Below are 23491 nucleotides of genomic sequence, written 5' to 3'. Positions count from 1 at the left end.
ATCCCCTAGTAAAATAATGTCTTATTAATCTAAATCTGAATATCAACTATTTTTTTAGATATAAAATAATTTAGAAATAAAAATGTACATCCTACAACTATTAATACTTTTCCAAAAAATGAGTCATATAGAGGTCTTATATAATCAAATGAAAAAATAGATAGTGATATTATTATAAATATAGGTATTATCGTTATTATTTTCGCTTCTGTTTTTTTGCTCGTTGTAAGAATTTCTATTTCTCTTCTAATTGCGATTTTATCAGTAATCATTTGAGTTACATTTGTCATTACTTCAACAAGATTTCCACCTTTTTGTCTTACTATTATAACTGAGTGAACAAAATCATCCACATCTTCCATCTTCATTCTTACCATAAAGTTTCTAAGGGTATCATCTACTGACATTCCCATATTTAAGTCACTTTTAATTTTATTAAATTCTTCTAACATAGGTTTATCTTTTACTAAAGAATATAGATTTTCTAAATCATCAGAACATTTTATCAATGCACTATTAATTGATAATCCTGCCTTTAATGAAGCAACAATGGAATTTAATGCATCTATTAATTGCATATTAACTATCGATTTTTTCTTCTTAATTCTATTATTTATAATTGTTTTTGGATAAAGTAATCCTAAAAAACTAAGAAAAAATGCTAGTCCCATAGATCTTGATGATATATAACTTATCATAAAAATTAATACACAAATTGGCATAGAATACATAACATACTTTTCTTTAGTTATCTCACCACCAAAATTATTATTTTTGTGTAAAACTTTTTTCCTCTTTGCTACTATAATATCCCCTTTAATAAATTTATAGTAATTAGATATTTGCTTGTTTTTCCCTTTATCTCCCAAAACTAAATATTCTATAACATTGCAAGTTAAAAAAGCAATAATTCCAGCAAAAATACTTATGTAGAACAGCTCCACTTTCACACCACCTTAATTCTCTAATTATTTACGAAAAATTTAAAAATTGACATAATTGCAGGCCCAAGCAAAAATATTAACAAACACGGAAATACAAATATTAACATTGAGAAAAAAAGCTTTATTGATGCTTTCTGTCCTAACTCCCTTGCTTTGCTTTTTCTAATTTCCCAAACTTCATTTGCTTGCTCATTTAAAGCCTTAATTACTCCTCCGGAACCCTTTTCCAAATTCTGCATAATTGTAAAAACAAAAACCGTGATCTCAGTTACTTTGCACCTTTCTGCTAATTTTAATAATGCATCTTTTTGTAATACTCCCATATTAATCTCATCTAGCATATTTTGAAATTCATCAACTAAAACTCCATTTTTTATTTCACATACCTTTTTAATTGCTTCCCAAAAATTCAAACCTGCTTCAGTAGTTATTGCTAAAGTTTTCAAAGTATTTGGTAGTTGTCTCTGTAACTCTTGCTGCCTATTCTTTATTCTTACATTAATCGTGATATCTGGATAATAATATCCTAATACTGTTAAAATAAATAGCAATACTATCATTAATCCTGAAAAGTCCATGATAATAGCTAATATACCTGTATAAGCAAATGCTAGAATAGATATTAATATCTTCATTCCTACAATACACTCTACACTCAATTTATCATTTATATTTGCTAAAATTAATTTTCCCTTATATAACTCATACTTTTCTTCACTAATCTTAATATTTAACTTTTTATAAGTTCGTTCAGAAAGCATAAAAAATTTTTCTTTAAATGTTCCCTTATTTTTATTCTGCTTAAAATCACCTTGATTTAGAAATACTATTAATTTATGTAACTTGTTTCTATTCATAAATTTATCTAAAGGTATAAATACTATGCATATGATTACAAATAAAATACAAGAAATAATTAATGGTTCCATCCTACTCCCCTTCCAATTTGAATTTATTTTCTTGTGACAGTATAACTTTCACTTATCTTTTTACTATTAACTCCAAATATTTTAACAAAAACAAAATTAACTTCTGTCTCCGCTACAAGTGTACATTTATTTTTTGATGATTGGTTTATACTAAAACTCCTCAATTTAGCTACGCCAAAATTTTCTTTAAGTGCAGCTTCTGCTTGATCTTGAGTTGCATTAATTACCGTTTTGCCACTAACAACATAATTATGTGAAGATGCAGAGATGGCTGCAAACTTAGTTGCAGCCATTAATTTTGTTTGATAATAAATAGCTAAACTTCCATCTAAACATATTCCAGCAATTCCTATAAATACTGGTAATGCAACACATACCAAAACTAACATATTACCCTTATTATTTTTCAAAGTAGGTTTCATTAACTACTACCTCTCTAATTATTTTATATATATATATGAATTTTTTGATGATACTTTTGGATTACTTCCAAATATTTCATTTACAAAAGAAATTTTAAAATTATAATCACTTTCTATTGAAACTGTTAATCTTGATTCACCTGTAGAACTATTTACATTATTATTAACTTCAATTTTAGGTTTAGAAACAAATATTGCTGCATTTGTATAATTCAATGCATCATTCTTTATATTATCTATATCTGTTGGTGTTATAGCCGCAGAAACAACTCTTCCTATCCCTGTATCTAATGCTTTATTAGAAGCAAAAGTAAACACAGACATATCATAAATATAGAAACCAATCCCCATCATAGCAAATATTAAAATTAAAAGAATTGGTAATGTAATTGCAAATTCAATTAATGATTGTCCCCTATTATTCAAATCTAATTTTTTTGCAAAACACATCTTATCTATTAACTTGGAAGTGCAGAAATTATTTTATTGAAAGTATTTGTCAAACCTCCACTTATCTTAACAAGCAAAGTTATTGCTACTACTGCAATCAAAGCAATTATCAACCCATATTCAACTAACGATTGACCCTTGTTATCTTTTTTTATAAAATTGTATCCCTTAATATATAACTTAATTAATAGTTTATTTAGCATTGTTATCCCTCCATATTGTATTCATTTAATATTTTTTCAAAATTCATACCTGCAAATTCTAATTTATTTGTTTTTTTCATTGCATTTCCGGTATATTCTAAAACACCAATTTCCTTATTGTTAGAAGAACCTCTTTTGAATTCAAATAAGTTTTGCGTTATGTATCCGCTATTATTTACTCCTAATATTTCAGTTATTTCAATAAGTTTTCTTTTCCCATCTTGAAGCTTACTTATATGTATGATAATATCCACAGCAGATGCTATTTGTTGCCTAATAGAAATCAGCGGTAAATCAATTCCAGCCATTAGAACCATAGTTTCAAGTCTCATAAGCATGTCTAAAGATGAATTAGCATGACCTGTTGATAAAGAACCATCATGTCCAGTATTCATAGCCTGTAGCATATCTAGTGCTTCTCCACCTCTAACCTCACCAACAATTATCCTATCAGGGCGCATTCTTAAAGCACTCCGAACCAGATCTCTCATAGTAATTTCTCCATTACCTTCAATATTTGGTGGCCTTGTCTCTAATCTAACAAGATTATTCAAACTTGATAATTTTAATTCTGCTGCATCTTCAATTGTTATAACTCTTTCATTCTCATTAATAAAATTACTTAAAGCATTTAGAAATGTTGTTTTTCCAGCTCCAGTTCCTCCTGAAACAATTATGTTGTATTTACTCTTTACTAGATTTTCTAGGAACTTTGCTACATTACTAGGAAGCATCCCAAAATCAACCAATTTATCTATTGTATAAGGAGATTCTGGAAATTTTCTAATTGTAATAATATGTCCATCTAAAGAGATTGGGCTTAATAATATATTAACTCTAAAGCCATTTGGAAGTCTTGCATCAACAATAGGATTGCTTTCATCTACTTTTCTATTAATTGGAGCAACTATTTTTTCTATAATATTTATTAGTTCATCTTTACTATTAAATTTTAAAAATTCACCACGATTATTTTTTACTCTTTCAATTACACCATTCTTTTCCACAAAAATTTTGTTAATACCATTAACCATTATTTCAGTAATTGAAGAATCTTTTATTAATGGATCTAAAACTCCATATCCAAAAATCGTGTAAATTACCTGCTCGATTATCTCTGCTTTATCATATGAATCAAAATATATCGTAAGATTATTCATATTTATTTCATCTTCAATCATTGACCAAGCTGCATTTCTTATTATCCCAAATTTTTCAATAGAATTAATGTCATTAAAACTATAATTTTCAATTAGTTTTTCCCTTATCTTTTTCTCTAGCAATAATTTAGCTTCATCTTTATCTTCAAAAATTTCATTATTGCTTTCAGTAATACTAGACCTTTCATAAAGTTTATTTTCAAGATCTAGCTGTCGTTCTTTTATTATACTCTCAACACTCATTTTTCCTCCATTACTTAACTTTTTCTAAAATCTGTTGAGCTATCTTAGCAAAACTTTTATATGCTTTTCTATTTTTCATTTGATTAATTGATACACCACTATTTATATAATTCTGATATTGCTTTAAGAATAAAGGAATTTCTCCAACAATCTTGAACCCAATTTCATTTTGAAATTCCATATTATTGAACCCTGAATACTTGCTACATTTATTTACTACTAATCCAATTTTGTCATTCTTTGCGATATACCTTTCAGAAATTTCTTTAAACAACACCATTTTCCATCCGCATGAAATATCTTGTATAACTGGCATCACAATGTAATCAGCTTTTTCAAGTAATGTGAAGTTTTTCTCATCAAGTTCTGATGATGTATCTACTATAATTATGTCATAATTTAAATTCTCAATAACTTCCATAACTGCTTTAGTATAATTTACATTCATAGCTTCCATTTTAATAGGATTGGCACTAATAATGACATCTAAATTATCTACAGTTATATTTTTACGAATTGAATTTTTCACCTCCTCATTAAAATCAGTAGAAATTGTTAACCCCTTGTCTAAATCAAGTAATGTAATAATTGAAGTTAATCCACCACCTCCTTTTTGTTGAATTTTTAATGATGATATTATATTTCCATATATAGACATATCAATCAACAATGTTTTTAAGCCAAATGTTGCAGAAAAAATTGCTGTATTTATTGCTAATGTTGATTTTCCAGTTCCTCCTTGTGGAGAATAGAATAAAATATTTTTACTCTTCTTCCTATTACTAATACTCATATTAACTTCTCCATTCAATTATCTCTTTTTCACTAAACATATCATTAATTTGAATTCATCATATTAGAAAACTTTTTTAAATTAGCAAAAGAAGCTGTTTGACTATCACCACTCAAGGAATTAATTGCCAAATCAATTTTTCCTTGTCTTTTAGCATAAGTAATATCTGTTGCTTGCTGTGGAGTTACAATAAGAGAAATATCTTTTGCAGAATCTAAACTCCCTGACTTTTGAATATCATATATTTCTACATGCTGCATAATAGTTGTTGAAAAGCTTGTTTTTTCATCTCCAGTATGTGAAAATATAACATCAACATAATCCCCTATATTTAGCTTATTTCCTACAGCGCCTTCTGAATCTAATGTTACTGTGGTAATCCTGCTGTTTTCTGAAATAAAATAAGCATCATTAACTTCTCCATTCTCAAGCATTGCTTTTTTTTCTATAAGCTCTTCTTTTGATCCTGCAATTACATTTCCGTTTTTTGATATTACATCACCTTTTTTTATTTTTGTATTTGAAATTGCATATTCAAAATTAGATTTTGAAATTATCGCATCTTTTTCAAAGTTTTCTTTGTCCCTCTTACTTATTTCAATTTCTTGTATCATTTCAGGCTTTATTATTGTATGAGGATTTATATCTTCTGTTGAAACAACAACTGTCGTATCATCTTTTAAGTTTTTAAGATAGTTATATGTAAAAAGTGAAACAAATATAGAAAGTATAATTATTAGGACTACCTTTAATTTTGTATATAATGACATTTAACTCACCTTTCTGGTATATTATAATTTCCCTAGAATTCTACTGCACATAATGGCAATTGTTGTGTCGACTCTATTACTTGTCCCAAATTTGTCGTATATTCTTTTTAAATATGTTTTAACAGTTGATTCAGATATAAAAAGTTCATTTGCAATTTCAGCATTCGAATATGCCATCAACATATATCTTGTAACTAATAATTCTTTATCTGACAAGCAATTTATAGGCTTTTTATCTAATTTAATGTTAATTAGATTTGTGAATTCTCTAATTTCTTCTTCTATAAAAATTTTTTCTAATTCTCTTTCTATATTAATAGCTAAACTTTCAATAAATATATTTATAATTTTTAGTAGTTCCGTATTCATTGTAGTTATACTTATATACCCTACTATTTCTTCTTTGTATTTTACTGGAACTGCAATAGATTCAACATTAATAACTCCTTTTTTATAATTTAATTTATTGGTAATTTGGCTAGTTGCTTTTCTCATACTTGCAAAAAATATAGAACTTTTCCCCTGTGACACATTGCTTAAATCACTACCTACTAGAGGTAAAAATTTTGTTATATTAACATTAGAATTCTTGCTAATAAAATATTTCAATACAATTAGATCCTTATTAGCTATAGTAATAAAGCTATCCTTAAGCACTAGAAATGATGATTTTATTTTTCTAAGACACTCAATTGATACCTCAGGTAATATTTCATCAATAACATCTTTTTTCTCATTTTTTATATCCTTCGCTTCCAAGATTATCCCCTTAACCTTTCATATTTTTTATTTCTAATTGTTTATACCACTTACTAACACCTTCAATGTCATTTTTCAGTGATTTACCATACATTTTCACTAAAATTAATACCTGATAAATATAATTTATCTTTATTTCTAATCCAGAATGTAAGGTAAATCTTCTTATTGGTCTTCTCTTCAATATAATGATAATCAAGCTTATATTCTGATTTATCTTTTCCTACTTCACCTCTATCAAATTTAATATTAGAAATTTTACCATAAGTATTATTTTGCTTTTCTAGGTATTTAAGAAATTCATCTTCATTACCTTTTTTCTTTAGTTCATAATCCAATATTGAATAAATGTATTTGTATTCTCCATTATTGTATTTTTCAATAATATCTAAGGCCATTTTTCTTACATCACTAATTTCCTTATTATCATCTTTTATACTCATATTTATATATTTAATATCATTCCTCAGTTCTATATTATCATTTTGATTTTCTGATTCTATTTTATATTTAGAAACTTGCCACTTATTATTCATACATTTAAAAGTTAATATCATCCTTACTTTTTTATCAGAAAAATTCTCAAAATTAATATCATATGCAGCAGAAAAACTATTTTTTTCATCTAAACTATTATTTTTATAAATCCCAATACTTCTATAGCTTTTGATATTACCTAATATTTGTTTCATATTTTCTTGATATATTATGAATTTATTTAAGTCTGGAAATTCGTCACAAGATAAATTTTCGTAAAATTCTTCGTATTTATTCTGACATAAATAATCTATCATTTTTCCACTTAACGTATTTACTTTAATGCTATCGGAATCAATAGTATTAAAAATTACTATACAAAATATTATTATTGAAATAATTAAACCTAAAAATCCCAAAAAAGTTTTTTCCTTTTCTCCCATATGCTATTCTCCATAATTAAATCTATTTCTTATATCTGGTAATTTTTTCAATATAAAACTTCCAATAAACAAAACGCTAAATAATGTTATCATTATGTATTCCTTTATATAGATAAAATATACAAGAAAAGATATGTTAAAAATAAAAGATACAAAAACAAAAAATTTGCTTTGAAATATTGATTTATCTCCATTCAATTGTTTATCTATAATCTTCTGTGTTAATTTCATTAAAGACGTTGAAATAAGCATGACAACGACAAATACAATATACTTATTAATTTTCATTATGGATAATATCATAGATAAAATTAGTGTTAAATTTAGTATATTTATTCCCCTAATTAATTCTAATAAAGTTGTAAATTTCCCACCTACTTTTTTCAATTTTTTTCCTTTCCCCCTTTTTATAAGAATAAAGTTTTTTTATTTCTTACACTCTTTTCCAAACTGTTTATAATTATAAATTGTAATATTTTTTATAAATATTTCATATTATACTAAAGTATATATTTTTTAATTTATAATAATTATTTTTTCAACATTTATTGCGTTTAAACACTCAAACAAGTTTCTCATAATTTAGAATAAAAGTTAATATATTTTACTCTAAACGTATAAAATCAGGAATGAAAAGAAGTTTTTTTTACAATTCATCCCTATTTATATAATTTTTCCTTATAATTTTCATCTTTATAGTTTTAAAACTCAAAAAAATACAATTCTTTTAAAAAATATTCTAAACTGTTCCTTGTAGAATGTAAGAAAAAAGAGACTGCACACAGTCTCTTTTTTAGAAATTTCTTTAGATATAATTTTTAATACTCTTATTGCAGACTTTATTTCTTCATCTACATTCAATCTATTAATACTTTTTTGTATATTCCTCCCACGCATCCGGATAAATCTTTTTAATTTGTTCAAGTCTATCTTTTGGAATTTTAGTCTTCCAATAATCTATACCTTGTCTCTCAAACTCATCAACTATCTCCATCTTTTTTTTATATCCTTCTGAACCTAATTCAATAATCCAATTTCTTAATATATCTACTGGATAGAATTTATCTTCTGGATTATCACCAGGCATTGTAACATTTTCCCCTCTATAATATGGCTCATTTACTTTTGCTTTTTTTTCCACTATTAAATAATATGCATATTTAATTTCTTCACTTTTAGTGTTAGGCCCCACATGATTCAATGCCTCAATTGCCGCACTCGCTCCACTTTTCGTTTTATAATTAATGTCAGCCCCGCCTTCTACCAACGCCTTTGTTTTTTCAAGCCCACACCCAATAGAATTCATCAAAGGACTTGTGCCTTTCTCCAAAATATCATGAGCGTGTCCAACATAATTTTTATTAGGATCTGCTCCATAACTAAGTAAAATTTTCACATACTTAGGATCAGTTTTGTAATTGTTATCTATCCAAGAATAACCTGCAGCTAAAAAAAGTGGTGTTTCTCCATCCTTTGTTGAAGCTATATTAGGATTAGAACCACATTTTAATAATGCTTCTACTGATTCATACTTTTCCATTCCTACTGCCCATAATAAAAGTGTAGCACCATATTTAGGATCTTGATAGTTTAATAACGCTTGATTATTCTTCCCTATTTTTTCTATCTTTTCTGTCTCCTGATCCCTCACAGCTAATGCTAATTCCCACACTGGAGTATCCCTATAAATCATTATATTATTAATCCTATCTCCACCCTTATCAGCCATTTTATTTATCACATAATTAGAAACCGCACCAATTATATGATAAATAAATATTATAACTATAAAAATTACTGTTATAGCAATTATTTTCTTACGCATAACCTAACTCTCCTCTTAATTATCTTCCTTTAAAATAATAACAAATGGAACTACATATATAATTTTTCTTTTCATTACTCTACCTACTTTATAATTTAATATATTCCTATCTTCAACGATATCTCTAAAAAATCCACTATGATAATTGTATTAACAATTTCAATATTTACTAATCAATAAATATTTGATTTTCTTGGTCATGAGTACGAATATTCCACATTTTAAAGTTTTCATATTTTTCATCAGAATCACTATTCCTAATACAGTGAAATTCATACAAAAAGTTTCCACTTCCTTTTTCATTGTAAAATCTGATATATATTTCATGAAAATCATTATGATACTTTTTATTATGATATTTTTCAATGCTGGAGAATACATCATCAGTTAGCAAAAAATCCCTGGTATCTTTAAAAACCTCTTTAACTCTAATAAAATCCACATCTTTCTCTAAAGAATACTTAACAAAAATACACCTTTCATTGTCGTAAACTTCCACATTTTTTATAGATCCATATTCTTTTTGTATGTTTTTTTCAAATTCATTCCATACCTTTGGATGTAAATCATTATATTTTACACACATGTATACTCCTAATATAAGAATACCAATAGCAATTATTAATATAATCATATACTTGACCATATATTTAATAACATCTATAATAAAGTTTTTAATCTTATCCAAGAATATTCCACCTCTCAAAACTTTATATAGTAATTCTCGATTGGTAACATACTTTAGTTTAATTATTTCAATAGTATTTATAAAATTATACTTCATTTCATATAATTACAATTAATAAAGAAACTCTTATATTAATGAGATATTTGATTGAATTTACTAAAAAAATAAAGGTAGCAGCTAAATTAATAACTATTACCTTTATAACTTTGACTTCAAATGTTATTTTTAAGAAATATTTGTATATAAATTTCCATTCTTAGCCATAGTAACTCCTTGATGAAAAGCAAAATCTTTATAATCATCTATTACACTTGAGGTTACTTAAAATTAAAAAAGGAGCAAACTGTTTCCTGTCAATCAGACACAGCTTACCCATCTTTAATTTAGATTTGATACTTCGATAAATCATTTTTAAAGGTTTCAGTAATTCCTTTAAAGTCATATATATTTTCTATAAGTCTCTTAATTTCATTAGTATAATTAGTAACACTTGCACTTACTTCTTCAGAAGATGCTGAATTTTCCTCTGCAATGGCAGCTAAAGATTCTATATCATCATAAACTTTAGTTATAGAGTCAGCCTCTGTATTTAATCTATTAATTGTTTCAATCATAGAATTAGCTACACTTTGTACAGATTGATTAGCTTCGAAACTTATATCTCTAACATCTTTTAAAGTGTCAGTTTCTTTTGCTAGCACATCGTATTGACTATCAATTTGATCTGATAATACTTCTATTTCTTTAACAAATATCTCTAAATTTGAATTTATCTCTAAAACAGCATCCTTTGACTGTTCAGCTAATTTTCTTATGGAATCAGCTACAACGGCAAAGCCTCTTCCTTGTTCACCAGCTCTTGCTGCTTCTATTGATGCATTTAAGGCCAACAAGTTAGTTTGTTCAGCAATTCCTGAAACAATAGCAACAATATTAGTTATATCCTTTGCCTTACCTTCAAGATGTGTACCTTTTTCCTTAACTTCATTAAATTTCTCTAATGAATCTAAAATATTCTTACTTGTGTTATCTACATTTTCATAACTATTATTTATCTTTATCATTGCATTTTCAAGTTCTGATTTATTACCATTTTCTTTATTTACTATATTTCTTAATGCTTCAATATTACCATTAAGAGCTTGTACAGCAGTTTCTGTATTTTGTGCCTGCATAGATGCACCATTTGCAACTTGTTCAACTACTCCGCTTATTTCATTAGTAGTATTATCCATAGAAGTTGATATTTCATTAATTTTATTTACAAAAGTATTCATTTCATCTGTAACACCTTTGAAACCAACAAAATCAGCTTGAATAACCTTTTTATGACTCTTAAGAAGCTCATAGATTTCCTCAAAGAAATCATTTGTTTGAATTTTTCCATCTAAATTATATTTATTGTTTATTATTCTATCAAGTTCTTCTTTTATTTGATTCATTGGAGACATCATCAAAGAAACTCCTGCAAAAGTTCCTACTCCAGCTACAATACTTCCAATCAACGCTTTAATAATGTTATCAAAACCTAACATAGGAAGCATTACTATTGCAGATATTACAAAAGTAAATAAACCTGCTTTACCTCCAAAGCTTTTTATAAAACCTAAAGAGAGTAATTTATTGAAGAAATATTTCTTATTATAATATATATCCTTATCAAAAGTTAACTTTAGCTTTAATTCATTACTAGTTCGTGATAATTCTTCCATCTTTACTTTTTCATTAAAATGCTGACAAGAGCCTTGTAGCATTCCCATGAAATAATCAAACATTCCTCTTGAAGAATTATAACTAAAAATAGCTTCATTATTTGAAATTGGTTCCATCAATACTAATGGTGGCTTTGCTCCTGCAAATTTCTTTGTCATAACAACATGTACATCAAACATTGATTTTAAAAACGAATAAACATTTTCATGTTTAAAAAACGCAGGATAATCATGACTAAAGGATACTATATTGTCTTGTCCAATTTTCCTCCAAAGTTCCCCAACTTTCATATTTTCCTTATCTGCTATGTAATTCATTATTTTATTAACTTCTGCATCATCTATGTTTTCGATAGGTGAAAAAATTTTTTCTGCTCCCCACCCAACATAATCCATTGCATCGTTAACAGTAGCATCACCAAATAATTTTCTATTGGTTCTCATCCAAGTCGCTACAACTGTGCCTTTCATCTCATTCTCCTCCTTAGAAAATCATACTGTCTAAATTTTTATTTAATATTATTCTTAATATACTACAATTTAATTGACATTTATAATTATTATATCATTATTAGTAAATTTGTACTATTAACATTAACATTTCCTTATAAATTATTTTTTGTAATTTAATAGATATTAAATTGCAAAAATAAAATCCTCATCAAGTAATTAATACATGAAAAGGACTTAAGGTCAGCACACTAATCCTAAGTGCTAATTTACTGTGCAAAGTATTAAAAGTTACCATCTTTTAAATCATTAAAATTTATCTTTGATAGCTGTAAAACAAGACTTTTCTGCACTCCTGAAAGAGCTCTATGAATTTCACATCTATTTCCCTTTTTAGCATTACAAAAGCCTGGATCAGCAATACATCTATTAACATATATTGGTCCATCTATGGCTTCTATAACATCTAATAGTGTAATTTCTTCTGGTAACTTATTAAGAGAATACCCCCCATTAATACCTCTGAAAGATTTAATTATTCCAGGTGCAATTAATTTCCTTAAAAGTTTTAATAAAAACCTTAATGGAAGCTCCTCATGTTTTGCCATTGTTGCTGCATCAACTTTAGCTCCATATTCTAACTTTGACAGATAAAGTATTACACGCATTCCATAATCTGCTTCTTGAGTTATTTTCATCTTATCTCCTCTAAACCTTACTACTTTAGTATACTTTTAATATATTATTTTTATTTTCATTTGTCAACTAAAATAAACTTTTTACTGAATCTAAAAAGTCTGCAAACATTTCTTCTAATCTAGCAAAAAATCCTTGGGCTTCTTTTGTATTTAATTTATCTTTTAATTGATTAGTTATATCATTCATTTGATCCTTTAAATTGTTATAATTAAGATCTAAGTCATTTATTTTACTCATTACATTTCTTATATTTTCAATATCTTTGTCTGTTAATTTATCCTTATATTCATTAGTAGCCTTATCAACAATTTTATTCAATTCCTCTTTTGTTTTAGGTTTATCTTTTATTACATCTTTCTTGATATTATTCATTAAATTGCTGGCATCATTTTGCCCAATTTTCTCACCAACATCACCAGTTGTAATTAATTCTTCATTTGCTGCTTCCTTTTTATTTTCATCTATTTTCTTTCCTGTGCTAGTATTTTCAAAACCTTTTAATATTCCAGTTAATGCTGCTGTTCCAGATACTTCAAAAGGTGCTGATGCTTTAACATTAGCATTTTCTATACCAGCAGTGATTAATGCATTTTTTATCATTCCATCATTAACCCAAGTTAGATTATTGGTTGAAACATTTAATCCGCCTTTTTCTGTTGGTTCAACATAAGAGCATGATATTGCTTTATTTCCAAGTTGAGCTTCTGATGCAACTTTAGCTAAATAAGTATGTTCTTCCTTTGAAGTTACTTCTAATATATTAGCACTGTTTTTAGTCACTCCAAAAGCTTTTAACATTTCTTGTTTTTGAGCTTCGCTTAAATCAGCTCCTAAAGTAACAGACTTAAATGAATCTGCAAAAACTGGAACTGCTTCAACTGATGTAAAGAAAAGACATATTGCTAAAGATGTCATAGTTAACTTTGCTATAAATAATTTAGATTTCATAATTTTAAACTCCTTTTATTATGCAATAAGTATATTGTCCATACTCTATACTATTTTTTCTTCGTACATTATAGCATAAAACCAATTAACTTTTTCTAATAATAATCTTACATTTATATTAAAATTGCAATTGTTCAAAGAAAGCACCTTCGGGATTTCTTTATAGATATCCAAAGCGAGAATTAGACTTATGCAACAATTACCGAAATCAGATACATTTATCTTCCACAGGACTAGTGAAATTTTCGCTGGAAGGTTCTAAGTGGAAGGTTGCACTCATTTCTGCATGTTCCTAAATTAAATTTATGACAAGCAGAAAATGAAACAACCTTCCACTAATAACCATCATCAGCTCAATTTCACATGCCTGCTTCCAGAAAAATGTATCTAATTTCTAGTACAGTGTTACGATTATAATTTCTTGATAATGCATACATATTCCATTTAGAAGTTTGAGTATTAATTTGGTATCTAAAATTGATCTGTGCAATCTTAACTAGAGCTTATATGTAAAATAAAGATGCAAGCTTTCAAATTTATATTGAAAACTTACATCTTTTATTATCTTTTTAGTTTTCTATATTTTCTGGTGTTAAGTTTTCTGTATTTTCTGCCCTATCTTCATTTTGAAGTACGCTATGCTTACGTCCATAAACAAAGTAAACTATAAAGCCTATTGCTATCCAAACTAAGAAGCCTTCCCAAGTAATTAATTTCAAACCGCATAATAATACTATACAACAAATTATAGCTATAATTGGTGTAACTGGTGCTCCCGGAACTTTAAATATTCTTTTATAGTTTGGCATAGTTATTCTTAGAACTACTACTGCAGCAGAAACTGCAATAAATCCAAATAAGGTTCCTGTATTTAAAAATTCTACAATAATGTCTAATGGTAAAAATCCTGCTATTATTGCAGCAATTGTTCCAGTTATTAAAGTTGAAATATGTGGTGTTTTATGAGTTGGATGAACCTTTGAAAATACCTTTGGTATAAGTCCATCTCTTGACATAACCATAAATACTCTAACTTGTCCATAAAGTACAACCATCATTGTAGAAATCATTCCAAGAATAGCTCCTGTACCTACTAATGCTGCTCCCCAATGTATACCTACTCTAGCTAAAGCACCTGGTACTGCATTTTCAGAAATTATTTCCTTATAAGGAACCATACCTGTAAGTACTACTGCCACTGCAACATACAAAATTGTAACTGCTGCTAAACAAGTTATAAGTCCTAGTGGAATATCTCTCTTTGGATTTTCTGCTTCTTCAGCTGCTGTTGAAATAGCATCAAAACCTATAAAGGAAAAGAATAAAGTCGAGGTTGCTGCGAAAATCCCACCAAATCCAGCTGGCGCAAAAGGCACATAGTTAGCTGTATCTATATGTCCTACACCAAGAATTACAAATATAATAATTATAGATATTTTTATTGCAACAATTATATTATTAACTTTTGCACTTTCACTCATACCATAATATAAAAGATAAGTTATAATACCTATTATTAACATTGCAGGTAAATTTACTATTCCGCCTTTACTTGGTGATGCTGTTAAAAATTCTGGTAACATAACCCCAAAGGATTTTAATATATCTACAAAAGTACCTGACCAACCTACTGCTACTGCACTACATGCAACTAAGTATTCAGCTGTAAGGCACCATCCAATTATCATTGCAACTATTTCACCAAATACTATGTATGAATAAGAATATGTACTCCCTGCTACAGGAAACATAGTTGAAAGTTCACAATAACACAATGCACAAAGACAAGCTACGATACCAGCCAAAATAAATGAGATAATTACTGCTGGTCCCGCTAAGTGAGCTGCTGCACCTGTTGCAACAAATATACCTACTCCCACTACTGCTCCTATACCGAAGGCAGCAATATCTTTTGCTTTAAGATTTTTCTTCAATCCTGTCTTCTGCACTCCATCCAGCAGCTTATCTACTGATTTTTTCTTAAAAATGTTCATAAGGGTCCTCCTATTTTTTAATTAGCCCAAAATTCATATCTTATATCTTACAATTTTCTAAGATTTAATTTTTTCCCCAAAATAATCATAAAAAATTAACAAATCACTTAGTATATTATCATATTTTGATATTATTCCGCAAGATATTAACATTCTGATAAATGAGTTTTTTTTAATTTTAATTCTCTATATATAATATTAAAGTACCCTTAATCCTTAAATTTACTATGTATAAGCACTATTAAAAAATTATTTAAAATAATTTAGAAATAAGTATAGATCTTATATTTTTTCTCCATTTTGAAGTAAGCTATGTTTTCTTCCATAGAAAATATATACAAAAAGTCCTATTATTAACCAAATTAAAAAACCTATCCAAGTTTTCATATGCAAACGACTCAACAGAACAATGCAACTTATTATTGACACTGCTGGAGTAAATGGTACCCATGGAGTTTTAAAAGTTCTCTTAAAATCAGGCATTGTTTTTCTAAGAACTATAACTGCTAATGAGACAACCGAAAATCCTAATAAAGTTCCGATGCTCAAAAATTGTACTATAAAGTCTAGTGGTAAAAATCCTGCTATTATTGCTGCTAAAGTACCTGTTATTAACGTAGAAAGGTACGGAGTTTTAAACTTAGGATGTACTTTTGAAAATAGCTTGGGTAAAAGGCCATCTCTAGACATGACCATAAATATTCTAACTTGACCATAAAGTACAACCATTTGTGTCGAAATCATTCCTAGTATAGCTCCAATTCCTACTAATGCTGCTCCCCAATTTATCCCTACTCTTGCCAAAGCCCCGGGCACTGCATTTTCTGATATTATTTCTTTAAAAGGAATCATTCCTGTAAGCACAACTGCGACGGATACATAAAGTATTGTGACCACTATCAAACAAATAATAAGTCCTAAGGGAATATCCCTCTTAGGATTTTCAGCTTCTTCTGCAGCTGTTGATATAGCATCGAAGCCTATATATGAAAAAAATATAGTGGCCGTTGCTGCAAAAATCCCACCAAAACCATATGGGATAAATGGCTGATAGTTGGCTATATTTATATGACCTGCTCCAAGTGCTATAAATATAAGAATTATTGCTATTTTTATTCCTACAATTATATTATTAACCTTTGCACTTTCTTGCATACCATAACACAAAAGTAAAGTTATTATTGCAATTATTATTATTGCTGGTAAATCCACTATTCCTCCTTTTGCAGGTGATGATATAAACGCGGTTGGCAATGAAATTCCTAGGGAATTTAATATTCCTACAAAAGTGCCTGACCATCCTGATGCTATAGCACTGCAAGCAACTAAATATTCTGCTGTAAGACACCATCCAATAATCATAGCAACTATTTCACCAAATACTATATAGGAATATGAATATGTACTTCCTGCTACAGGAAACATTGTTGAAAGTTCACAGTAACATAAACCACAAAGACATGCTACTATACCAGCTATAATAAAGGAAATAATAACTGCAGGTCCTGCTAAATGTGCGCCCTCTCCAGTAGCCACGAAAATTCCAACACCTACTACTGCACCTATTCCAAAGGCTGCTATATCCTTTGCTTTAAGATTTTTCTTTAATGCAGTTTTATGTACGCCTTCTAATAATTGCTCAACTGATTTTTTCTTAAAAATATCCATATTGTCCTCCTAGTAATGATATTTATCTAAAGTTTTTACACTTAAGTACTTTATTACATAAATAGTATTTTATTATTTAGTGCTTTATATACTTAGAAAATCCAATAAAATTTTAATTATATTGCAAGATTCAACATTCAATACTCGATGATCCATGATCAATTCTCAATTCTCAATTCTCAATTCTCAATTCTCAATTCTCATAAAGAGTCTATAGATATCAAAATTAATAATCAAACTTCTAAATGGAATATACATACATCATTGAGAAATTATAATCGTAACACTAAACTAGAAATCAGATACATTTTTTCTGGAAGCAGGCATGTGAAATTGAGCTGATGATGGTTGTTAAGCAGAGAACCCAAATCTATGATTTGGTGTGAATCGCTTACTCAGCGAACGAATGTGAGTCGAGTTTCCTCTATGGCTTGTTTCATTTACAGCTTGTCCAGATTTTACATCTGGAACACGCTGAAATGATGGCAAGCCCCCATTTAGAACCTTCCAGCGAAAATTTCACTAGTCCTGTGGAAGACAAATGTATTGGATTTCGGTAATTTTCGCGTAAGTCTAATTCTTACGTTGTGTATCTATATATTACGTTAATCATCCTTGGCAATTAACGATTTATGAATAATTACTTTTATTTTTGGAAAAATTATTCTTTGATTAACAATAAAATCTTTGTGGAAACAAAACACAACTGTGTTCATGTTTTTATAGCCAAATTTAAGGAGTGAAATTTTTATGAGTGAAAAAAGTCCTGAAAGATTTCAAGGCAGAGTCAGCTATCATGATTCTGTTGAAGAAATGATTAAAAGAATTCGTGAAGATAATATGTCTAATGTATTTGACAGATATGCTCAGCAAGAAAAAATCAGATGTACTTTTTGCCTACAAGGTGTAAGCTGTCAATTATGTTCTAATGGACCTTGTAGAATAAGTGAAAAAACTGGTCAAGAAAAAGGAGTTTGTGGAATCGATCCTGATGCTATGGCCATGAGAAACTTTCTTTTAAAAAATATAATGGGTGCTGGCACCTACAGTCATCATGCTTATGAAGCTTTTAGAACTTTAAAGGCTACCGGGGAAGGAAAAACTCCATTTAAAATCACTGATGTTAATAAGCTTAAGTTCATGTGTGAAAAAGTTGGGATAGATACAAATCAAGATACTAATGCTATGGCAATTCAATTAGCTACCCTTCTTGAAGAACAGCAACACATCGATATTGAAGATAAAAACATAATGGTTGAAGCTTTTGCTCCCAAAAAGAGAAAAGAATTATGGAAAAAGTTAGCGATCTATCCTGCAGGAACAGTTCATGAAGAACAAAATTGTGTAGCCAGCTGCTTAACTAATGTGGATGGAAGTCATGTGTCCTTAGCGATGAAGGCCCTTAGACTTGGTATTGCTACAATTTACAATACACAAATAGGACTTGAAATGGTTCAAGATATACTTTTTGGGACCCCTACTCCTCATGAGGTTAACATGGATTTAGGGATTATGGATCCTGACTATGTAAACATAGTATTTAATGGACACCAACCTTGGCCAGGAGTTGCAACAATCTTAAAAGCCAGAACTCAGGAAGTGCAGGAAAAAGCAAAAGCTACTGGTGCAAAGGGACTTAGAATTGTTGGTTCAATTGAAACAGGTCAAGAATTGCTTCAAAGATTTGAAGTGGACGATGTATTTATAGGGCATATGGGAAATTGGCTTACTATTGAGCCATTACTAGCTACTGGTACTGTAGATGTATTTGCAATGGAAGAAAATTGTTCACCTCCAGCCATAGATATGTATGCTGAAAAATATCAAGTAACTTTAGTAGCTGTAAGTACTATAATCGATTTACCTGGTGTTGAACACAAAATACCTTATAATCCTTATGAAGTTGATAAAATGGCTGATAAATTAATTGAACTCGGTATAGAAAACTATAAAAAGAGAAAAGAAAGAAACATTGTACCTATGGTTCCAAAGAAAATACAAAAAGCCATTGCAGGTTTTTCTACTGAAGCCGTCTTAGGAGCTATCGGCAACAAACTTGACCCATTAGTAGAAGTGATAGCTGCTGGCAAAATAAAAGGTGTTGTGGCCCTTGCAAACTGCTCAACCTTAAGAAATGGTCCTCAAGACTCGATGACTATAAATCTAACAAAAGAACTTATAAAAAAGGATATTTTAGTAGTTGCTGGCGGTTGTGGAAATCACGCTCTTGAAGTAGCTGGCTTATGTACTCTTGAGGCAGCTAACGAAATGGCTGGAGAAGGATTAAAAGAAGTGTGTAATATGTTAAAAATCCCTCCAGTACTAAGCTTCGGAACTTGTACTGATACAGGAAGAATTTCAATGCTTGTAACAGCTCTTGCTGATCACTTAGACGTGGATGTCTCTGCTCTGCCAATAGCAGTAACTGCCCCTGAATGGATGGAGCAAAAAGCAACCATAGATGGAATCTTTGCTTTAGCTTATGGTGCTTACACTCATTTATCTCCTACTCCATTTATGACAGGAGCTCCTAAATTAGTTGAATTATTAACCGATAAAGCTGAAGATGTAACTGGTGGAAAAATTGCTTTAGGTGATAATCCAGCTGATGTAGCTAATGATATTGAAGCTCATATTCTAGCAAAGAGGCAAGGCTTAGGATTAAAGTAGTTAATTATGAATATTGAATAATAAATGATTAAGGAGGATATTCCTTCGGAATATCCTCATCTTAATAAGTTTCAAGTTGCAGATAAGTTCCGTTGTTGCAGCATAGCTGCTCTTTTTATAGGTGCGTATTGTGGCATAGCCATCGACTTTTCTACTCAATTGTAAATTGTAAACTGTGAACTGAAATAATTAAGATCCGTTGTTGCAGCATAGCTGCTCTTTATATAGGTGTATAATTTTTTAAATTTTACTGTTAATATTTTACATTTATGTTATAATTTAAAAATAAATATTTATGTCATATTAAATTTAGGATTGCCAAAGGAGAGTTGACAAATGTTTAAAATAAAGACGCTACTGTATTTATTAAATGTTATTTTTTTATTTAATGCTAGTAATATAAATACCACAACACCAATTCATATGGTAACTGAAGAAATTATAAAAGATAAACCTCAAGCAATTATACATAGCACAGAACTGCATTTAATTGAAAATCCTATTGAAATTCAATATGAAAAAGACAAGCAAGAAGAAATGAAAAAGAAATCATTACTGAAAGAGAATGTAAATTCACCTGAATGGAAAGAATTTATTCTTACCTTCTACACCTCCCTGGACTTTGAAAATAGCAGTGCTGGTGCTGTTACGTGTGAAAACAAGCCTTTAATACCTGGAGGTGTTGCCAATAATGTAATTCCTTTAAATACAAAAATATATTTAGAGAACTACGGACAAGTAGTTGTAAATGATAGAGGCTCACATGAACATTTTGATACAGCTAATAGATTAGATGTCTTTATAGAACGAGAACCTGGTGAAAGTGATAAACAATATGCTCATAGAATAAACAGTTATGGTGTACAAAAAGTGCAGGGTTATATATTGAAACAAACCTAATCCCTTCCTTAACATACTTATTCCTATGGCTCACTAGTCTTCTTCACATATTTATCATATGGCAGAGTAATTACAACCTCTCCATTTTCAAATTTGTAATCAGTATTTGCAAGTGGATTTTCATTCTTAATTAAATTCATTCCAACGGCATAATATGCTTCCGCAAAAGCTTTCGGATCCTGAATAACTGTTCCCTCCATAAATCCTTCGTCAACCAAAGCTCTAGCTTCTGGTATCGCATCAATTCCAACTACTGGTATATATTTAAATTTATCACCTGTATTATATCCATATTTTTGTAGTGCTTCAATTGCACCAATTGCCATAGCATCATTGTTAGAAATTATGGCTTCAACTTTACCACTATACCTAAGCAATAAACTATCCACTGCATTTTTTGCCATATCTTTTAACCAATTTGCATTAACATGCGCAAGTTCTTCTGTTTCTATTCCCGAATCATTGATTGCTTTAATGGCATATTTTGATCTTTCTATTGCTCCTAAATTATTTGCTTCCCCCTCCAATAAAATATATTGCAAAATACCATCACCATTTTTGTCAATGCTGTCCTTATCAGCCTTCCATAAATCAACTAGAATTTCTCCTTCAGCAAAGCCTGATTTAGGCACATTAGGTGTAATAAAAACTACTTTGTTATAATTTTTCGATAGCTTTTCTGCTATTTTAGGATCAACATGAAACACTATTAAAGGAATTTCTTTAACTTTAACTTTATTAACAAAGTCTTCAACCACACTTTCTTTTACATCTGCTAAATTTGCTATTATAAGATCTTCATTGTTTCTAAGTAGTGAATCTAGTATTTCATTTTGTTTGGCTATATTATTTTTTCCGTCGTAAAAAGTAAATTTAACTTTATCTGGATTTTCCTCTTGAATTCTTTCTAACTCTTTTTTAACATCTTGTAAGAATAAATCTTCAAAACTATATAGAAGCACTGCAACATTTGCAGCATTCCTACTATTTAAATTTTGTGTTTGGTTGGCAAAGGTAGTAATAAAATTTTCACCTATAACTACAGTATTTATCATTATAATCATAATAACTATAGCTGCTTTTCTTATTATTTGCATTGTAGCCTCCATATTATTTTGTTTTATTAATAATATATTAAACTATAAGTGCACTATTTATTCCTCATATAGATATCCAATTTAATAATCAAACTTATAAGTGGAATATATATGTATTATTGAGCAATTATAATTGTAACACTACCCTAGAAATTAGATACATATTTGTGCAAGCGGCATATGAAATTAAGCTGTGATGGTTATTAGTGGAAGGTTGTTCCACTTTCTGCTTGTCATAAATTTACTTTAGGAACATGCAGAAATGGGTGCAACCTTCCACTTAGAACCCATCCAGCGAAAATTTCATTAGTCCGCTGTAATAAATATGTGTTTAATTTCGGTACGTTCCGTATATGTCTAATTCTTGCTTTGGATATCTATAAACCTCGAAAAGAATACTTATATATCAATGAAAAATTGCATTTTAGTATGATTAAATACTTATGTCTACATAATAAACTTTATTTCCATGCCATTTAATAAATTTTTCAAGATCTGAATATGAAAGCCCTATTGTTGCTGTATTTACATTAGGATGAAAATTTACCACATCAGCCTTGGTTATATCCTTATCAATTAAAACTATAACTTCACTTTCAATATCATTAATTATGCCAAATGGTGTAACTGAACCTGGCCTAAGACCTAAATATTTATATAACCTTTCTTCTGATGCAAAGGAGAGTTTTGTACTTTCTATTTGTTTAGCTAAATCTTTTAGATTAACCTTTTTTGCATCATCTAATAAAACAAGATAATGTACATTCCCTTTGGAATTCCTTAAAAACAGATTTTTACAATGCTGTCCTGTAATGTTTATATCTAATTTCTTAGTGTCTTCAACAGTATAAAGTGGTTCATGCTCATACCTTATATATTTAATTTCTAAGGCTTTTAGTGCATCATATACTTTTTGCTCATTTCCTTCAGTCATTTTACACACCTCCAATTATATCTTTTTATTAAATGTAATCTTTATATGATTTTGAATAAATCCCCTCTGTTTAGTAAAAGATAATATATATGTTCTAATTATATATATCCAAATTAATACTCAAACTTATAAATGGAATATGTATGCATTATCGAGAAATTATAATCGTAACACTACACTAGAAATTAGATACATTTTTCTGGAAGCAGGCATGTGAAATTGAGCTGATGATGGTTATTAAGCAGTGAACCCAAATCTATGATTTGGTGTGAATCGCTTACTCAGCGAACGAATGTGAGTCGAGTTTCCTCTA

22 protein-coding genes are annotated in these 23491 nt (G+C 28.9%); 2 read left to right on the top strand and 20 right to left on the bottom strand.

Annotation, left to right across the window (positions count from 1 at the left end):
- Positions 1-29: 29 nt before the first annotated feature.
- The 18 genes from CSPA_RS08285 to CSPA_RS08200 form a co-directional block, all read right to left on the bottom strand.
- Complete coding sequence (locus CSPA_RS08285) at positions 30-944, bottom strand: type II secretion system F family protein (RefSeq protein WP_015391783.1); 915 nt, start codon at positions 942-944, stop codon at positions 30-32.
- Positions 945-964: 20 nt separating this feature from the next.
- A complete protein-coding gene (locus CSPA_RS08280; RefSeq protein ID WP_015391782.1) occupies positions 965-1873 on the bottom strand; it encodes a type II secretion system F family protein in 909 nt (302 codons plus the stop codon).
- A gap of 23 nt (positions 1874-1896) precedes the next feature.
- A complete protein-coding gene (locus CSPA_RS08275) occupies positions 1897-2295 on the bottom strand; it encodes a TadE/TadG family type IV pilus assembly protein (protein ID WP_015391781.1) in 399 nt (132 codons plus the stop codon).
- Positions 2296-2313: 18 nt separating this feature from the next.
- A complete protein-coding gene (locus CSPA_RS08270) occupies positions 2314-2745 on the bottom strand; it encodes a TadE/TadG family type IV pilus assembly protein (protein ID WP_015391780.1) in 432 nt (143 codons plus the stop codon).
- 8 nt (positions 2746-2753) lie between these two features.
- Positions 2754-2948 (bottom strand): Flp family type IVb pilin, encoded by a 195-nt coding sequence (locus CSPA_RS08265; RefSeq protein ID WP_015391779.1) that lies wholly within the window; start codon positions 2946-2948, stop codon positions 2754-2756.
- A 2-nt stretch (positions 2949-2950) separates the two neighbouring features.
- Positions 2951-4351 carry a TadA family conjugal transfer-associated ATPase gene (locus CSPA_RS08260; protein ID WP_015391778.1) on the bottom strand — a complete coding sequence of 467 codons (1401 nt, stop codon included), beginning with the start codon at positions 4349-4351 and terminating at the stop codon, positions 2951-2953.
- A 10-nt stretch (positions 4352-4361) separates the two neighbouring features.
- Positions 4362-5144 carry a CpaE/TadZ family protein gene (locus tag CSPA_RS08255; RefSeq protein WP_015391777.1) on the bottom strand — a complete coding sequence of 261 codons (783 nt, stop codon included), beginning with the start codon at positions 5142-5144 and terminating at the stop codon, positions 4362-4364.
- Between the two features lie 44 nt (positions 5145-5188).
- Positions 5189-5914 carry a Flp pilus assembly protein CpaB gene (cpaB, locus tag CSPA_RS08250; protein ID WP_015391776.1) on the bottom strand — a complete coding sequence of 242 codons (726 nt, stop codon included), beginning with the start codon at positions 5912-5914 and terminating at the stop codon, positions 5189-5191.
- Positions 5915-5935: 21 nt separating this feature from the next.
- Positions 5936-6673, bottom strand: coding sequence for a response regulator transcription factor (locus CSPA_RS08245; RefSeq protein WP_015391775.1), 738 nt, complete (start codon positions 6671-6673; stop codon positions 5936-5938).
- A gap of 83 nt (positions 6674-6756) precedes the next feature.
- On the bottom strand, positions 6757-7593 hold the full coding sequence (locus CSPA_RS08240) for a hypothetical protein (RefSeq protein WP_015391774.1): 837 nt from the start codon (positions 7591-7593) through the stop codon (positions 6757-6759).
- A 3-nt stretch (positions 7594-7596) separates the two neighbouring features.
- Entirely contained in the window at positions 7597-7980 is a 384-nt protein-coding gene (locus CSPA_RS08235; protein WP_015391773.1) for a hypothetical protein, read from the bottom strand.
- Positions 7981-8458: 478 nt separating this feature from the next.
- Positions 8459-9418 (bottom strand): ankyrin repeat domain-containing protein, encoded by a 960-nt coding sequence (locus tag CSPA_RS08230; protein ID WP_015391772.1) that lies wholly within the window; start codon positions 9416-9418, stop codon positions 8459-8461.
- A 169-nt stretch (positions 9419-9587) separates the two neighbouring features.
- Positions 9588-10106, bottom strand: a complete 519-nt coding sequence (locus CSPA_RS08225) for a hypothetical protein (RefSeq protein WP_017810761.1) — start codon at positions 10104-10106, stop codon at positions 9588-9590.
- 383 nt (positions 10107-10489) lie between these two features.
- Positions 10490-12289, bottom strand: coding sequence for a heme NO-binding domain-containing protein (locus CSPA_RS08220; protein WP_015391770.1), 1800 nt, complete (start codon positions 12287-12289; stop codon positions 10490-10492).
- A gap of 263 nt (positions 12290-12552) precedes the next feature.
- Complete coding sequence (locus CSPA_RS08215; protein WP_015391769.1) at positions 12553-12966, bottom strand: RrF2 family transcriptional regulator; 414 nt, start codon at positions 12964-12966, stop codon at positions 12553-12555.
- Between the two features lie 67 nt (positions 12967-13033).
- Positions 13034-13915, bottom strand: a complete 882-nt coding sequence (locus CSPA_RS08210; protein ID WP_015391768.1) for a DUF1002 domain-containing protein — start codon at positions 13913-13915, stop codon at positions 13034-13036.
- Positions 13916-14484: 569 nt separating this feature from the next.
- A complete protein-coding gene (locus CSPA_RS08205) occupies positions 14485-15909 on the bottom strand; it encodes an amino acid permease (RefSeq protein WP_015391767.1) in 1425 nt (474 codons plus the stop codon).
- A 282-nt stretch (positions 15910-16191) separates the two neighbouring features.
- The gene (locus tag CSPA_RS08200) at positions 16192-17577 is read right to left on the bottom strand and encodes an amino acid permease (RefSeq protein WP_015391766.1); all 1386 of its coding nucleotides are present in this window, start codon (positions 17575-17577) and stop codon (positions 16192-16194) included.
- Positions 17578-18327: 750 nt separating this feature from the next.
- Between CSPA_RS08200 and cooS the strand changes: the two genes are divergently transcribed.
- A complete protein-coding gene (gene cooS / locus CSPA_RS08195) occupies positions 18328-20247 on the top strand; it encodes an anaerobic carbon-monoxide dehydrogenase catalytic subunit (RefSeq protein ID WP_015391765.1) in 1920 nt (639 codons plus the stop codon).
- 336 nt (positions 20248-20583) lie between these two features.
- Positions 20584-21147 (top strand): 3D domain-containing protein, encoded by a 564-nt coding sequence (locus CSPA_RS08190; RefSeq protein WP_015391764.1) that lies wholly within the window; start codon positions 20584-20586, stop codon positions 21145-21147.
- Between the two features lie 23 nt (positions 21148-21170).
- Here CSPA_RS08190 and CSPA_RS08185 read toward each other — a convergent pair whose 3' ends face one another.
- Together CSPA_RS08185 and CSPA_RS08180 are read right to left on the bottom strand one after the other, a co-directional pair.
- Positions 21171-22244 carry a galactose ABC transporter substrate-binding protein gene (locus CSPA_RS08185; protein ID WP_015391763.1) on the bottom strand — a complete coding sequence of 358 codons (1074 nt, stop codon included), beginning with the start codon at positions 22242-22244 and terminating at the stop codon, positions 21171-21173.
- Between the two features lie 433 nt (positions 22245-22677).
- The gene (locus tag CSPA_RS08180) at positions 22678-23178 is read right to left on the bottom strand and encodes a prolyl-tRNA synthetase associated domain-containing protein (RefSeq protein WP_015391762.1); all 501 of its coding nucleotides are present in this window, start codon (positions 23176-23178) and stop codon (positions 22678-22680) included.
- Between the last annotated feature and the right edge of the window lie 313 nt (positions 23179-23491).

Origin of the sequence: Clostridium saccharoperbutylacetonicum N1-4(HMT) (genome assembly GCF_000340885.1) — a bacterium.
In the GTDB taxonomy this organism is placed as follows: Bacteria; Bacillota; Clostridia; order Clostridiales; family Clostridiaceae; genus Clostridium; species Clostridium saccharoperbutylacetonicum.
This window is presented reverse-complemented; position numbering and strand designations above follow the sequence as displayed.

Excerpts from the sequence above, each read along its gene's own strand:
- CSPA_RS08280 (WP_015391782.1), bottom strand. The coding sequence starts at position 1,873 with ATGGAACCATTAATTATTTCTTGTATTTTATTTGTAATCATATGCATA.
- CSPA_RS08275 (WP_015391781.1), bottom strand. The coding sequence starts at position 2,295 with ATGAAACCTACTTTGAAAAATAATAAGGGTAATATGTTAGTTTTGGTA.
- CSPA_RS08270 (WP_015391780.1), bottom strand. The coding sequence starts at position 2,745 with ATGTGTTTTGCAAAAAAATTAGATTTGAATAATAGGGGACAATCATTA.
- CSPA_RS08265 (WP_015391779.1), bottom strand. The coding sequence starts at position 2,948 with ATGCTAAATAAACTATTAATTAAGTTATATATTAAGGGATACAATTTT.
- CSPA_RS08260 (WP_015391778.1), bottom strand. The coding sequence starts at position 4,351 with ATGAGTGTTGAGAGTATAATAAAAGAACGACAGCTAGATCTTGAAAAT.
- CSPA_RS08255 (WP_015391777.1), bottom strand. The coding sequence starts at position 5,144 with ATGAGTATTAGTAATAGGAAGAAGAGTAAAAATATTTTATTCTATTCT.
- cpaB (WP_015391776.1), bottom strand. The coding sequence starts at position 5,914 with ATGTCATTATATACAAAATTAAAGGTAGTCCTAATAATTATACTTTCT.
- CSPA_RS08240 (WP_015391774.1), bottom strand. The coding sequence starts at position 7,593 with ATGGGAGAAAAGGAAAAAACTTTTTTGGGATTTTTAGGTTTAATTATT.
- CSPA_RS08230 (WP_015391772.1), bottom strand. The coding sequence starts at position 9,418 with ATGCGTAAGAAAATAATTGCTATAACAGTAATTTTTATAGTTATAATA.
- CSPA_RS08220 (WP_015391770.1), bottom strand. The coding sequence starts at position 12,289 with ATGAAAGGCACAGTTGTAGCGACTTGGATGAGAACCAATAGAAAATTA.
- CSPA_RS08215 (WP_015391769.1), bottom strand. The coding sequence starts at position 12,966 with ATGAAAATAACTCAAGAAGCAGATTATGGAATGCGTGTAATACTTTAT.
- CSPA_RS08210 (WP_015391768.1), bottom strand. The coding sequence starts at position 13,915 with ATGAAATCTAAATTATTTATAGCAAAGTTAACTATGACATCTTTAGCA.
- CSPA_RS08205 (WP_015391767.1), bottom strand. The coding sequence starts at position 15,909 with ATGAACATTTTTAAGAAAAAATCAGTAGATAAGCTGCTGGATGGAGTG.
- CSPA_RS08200 (WP_015391766.1), bottom strand. The coding sequence starts at position 17,577 with ATGGATATTTTTAAGAAAAAATCAGTTGAGCAATTATTAGAAGGCGTA.
- cooS (WP_015391765.1), top strand. The coding sequence starts at position 18,328 with ATGAGTGAAAAAAGTCCTGAAAGATTTCAAGGCAGAGTCAGCTATCAT.
- CSPA_RS08190 (WP_015391764.1), top strand. The coding sequence starts at position 20,584 with ATGTTTAAAATAAAGACGCTACTGTATTTATTAAATGTTATTTTTTTA.
- CSPA_RS08185 (WP_015391763.1), bottom strand. The coding sequence starts at position 22,244 with ATGCAAATAATAAGAAAAGCAGCTATAGTTATTATGATTATAATGATA.
- CSPA_RS08180 (WP_015391762.1), bottom strand. The coding sequence starts at position 23,178 with ATGACTGAAGGAAATGAGCAAAAAGTATATGATGCACTAAAAGCCTTA.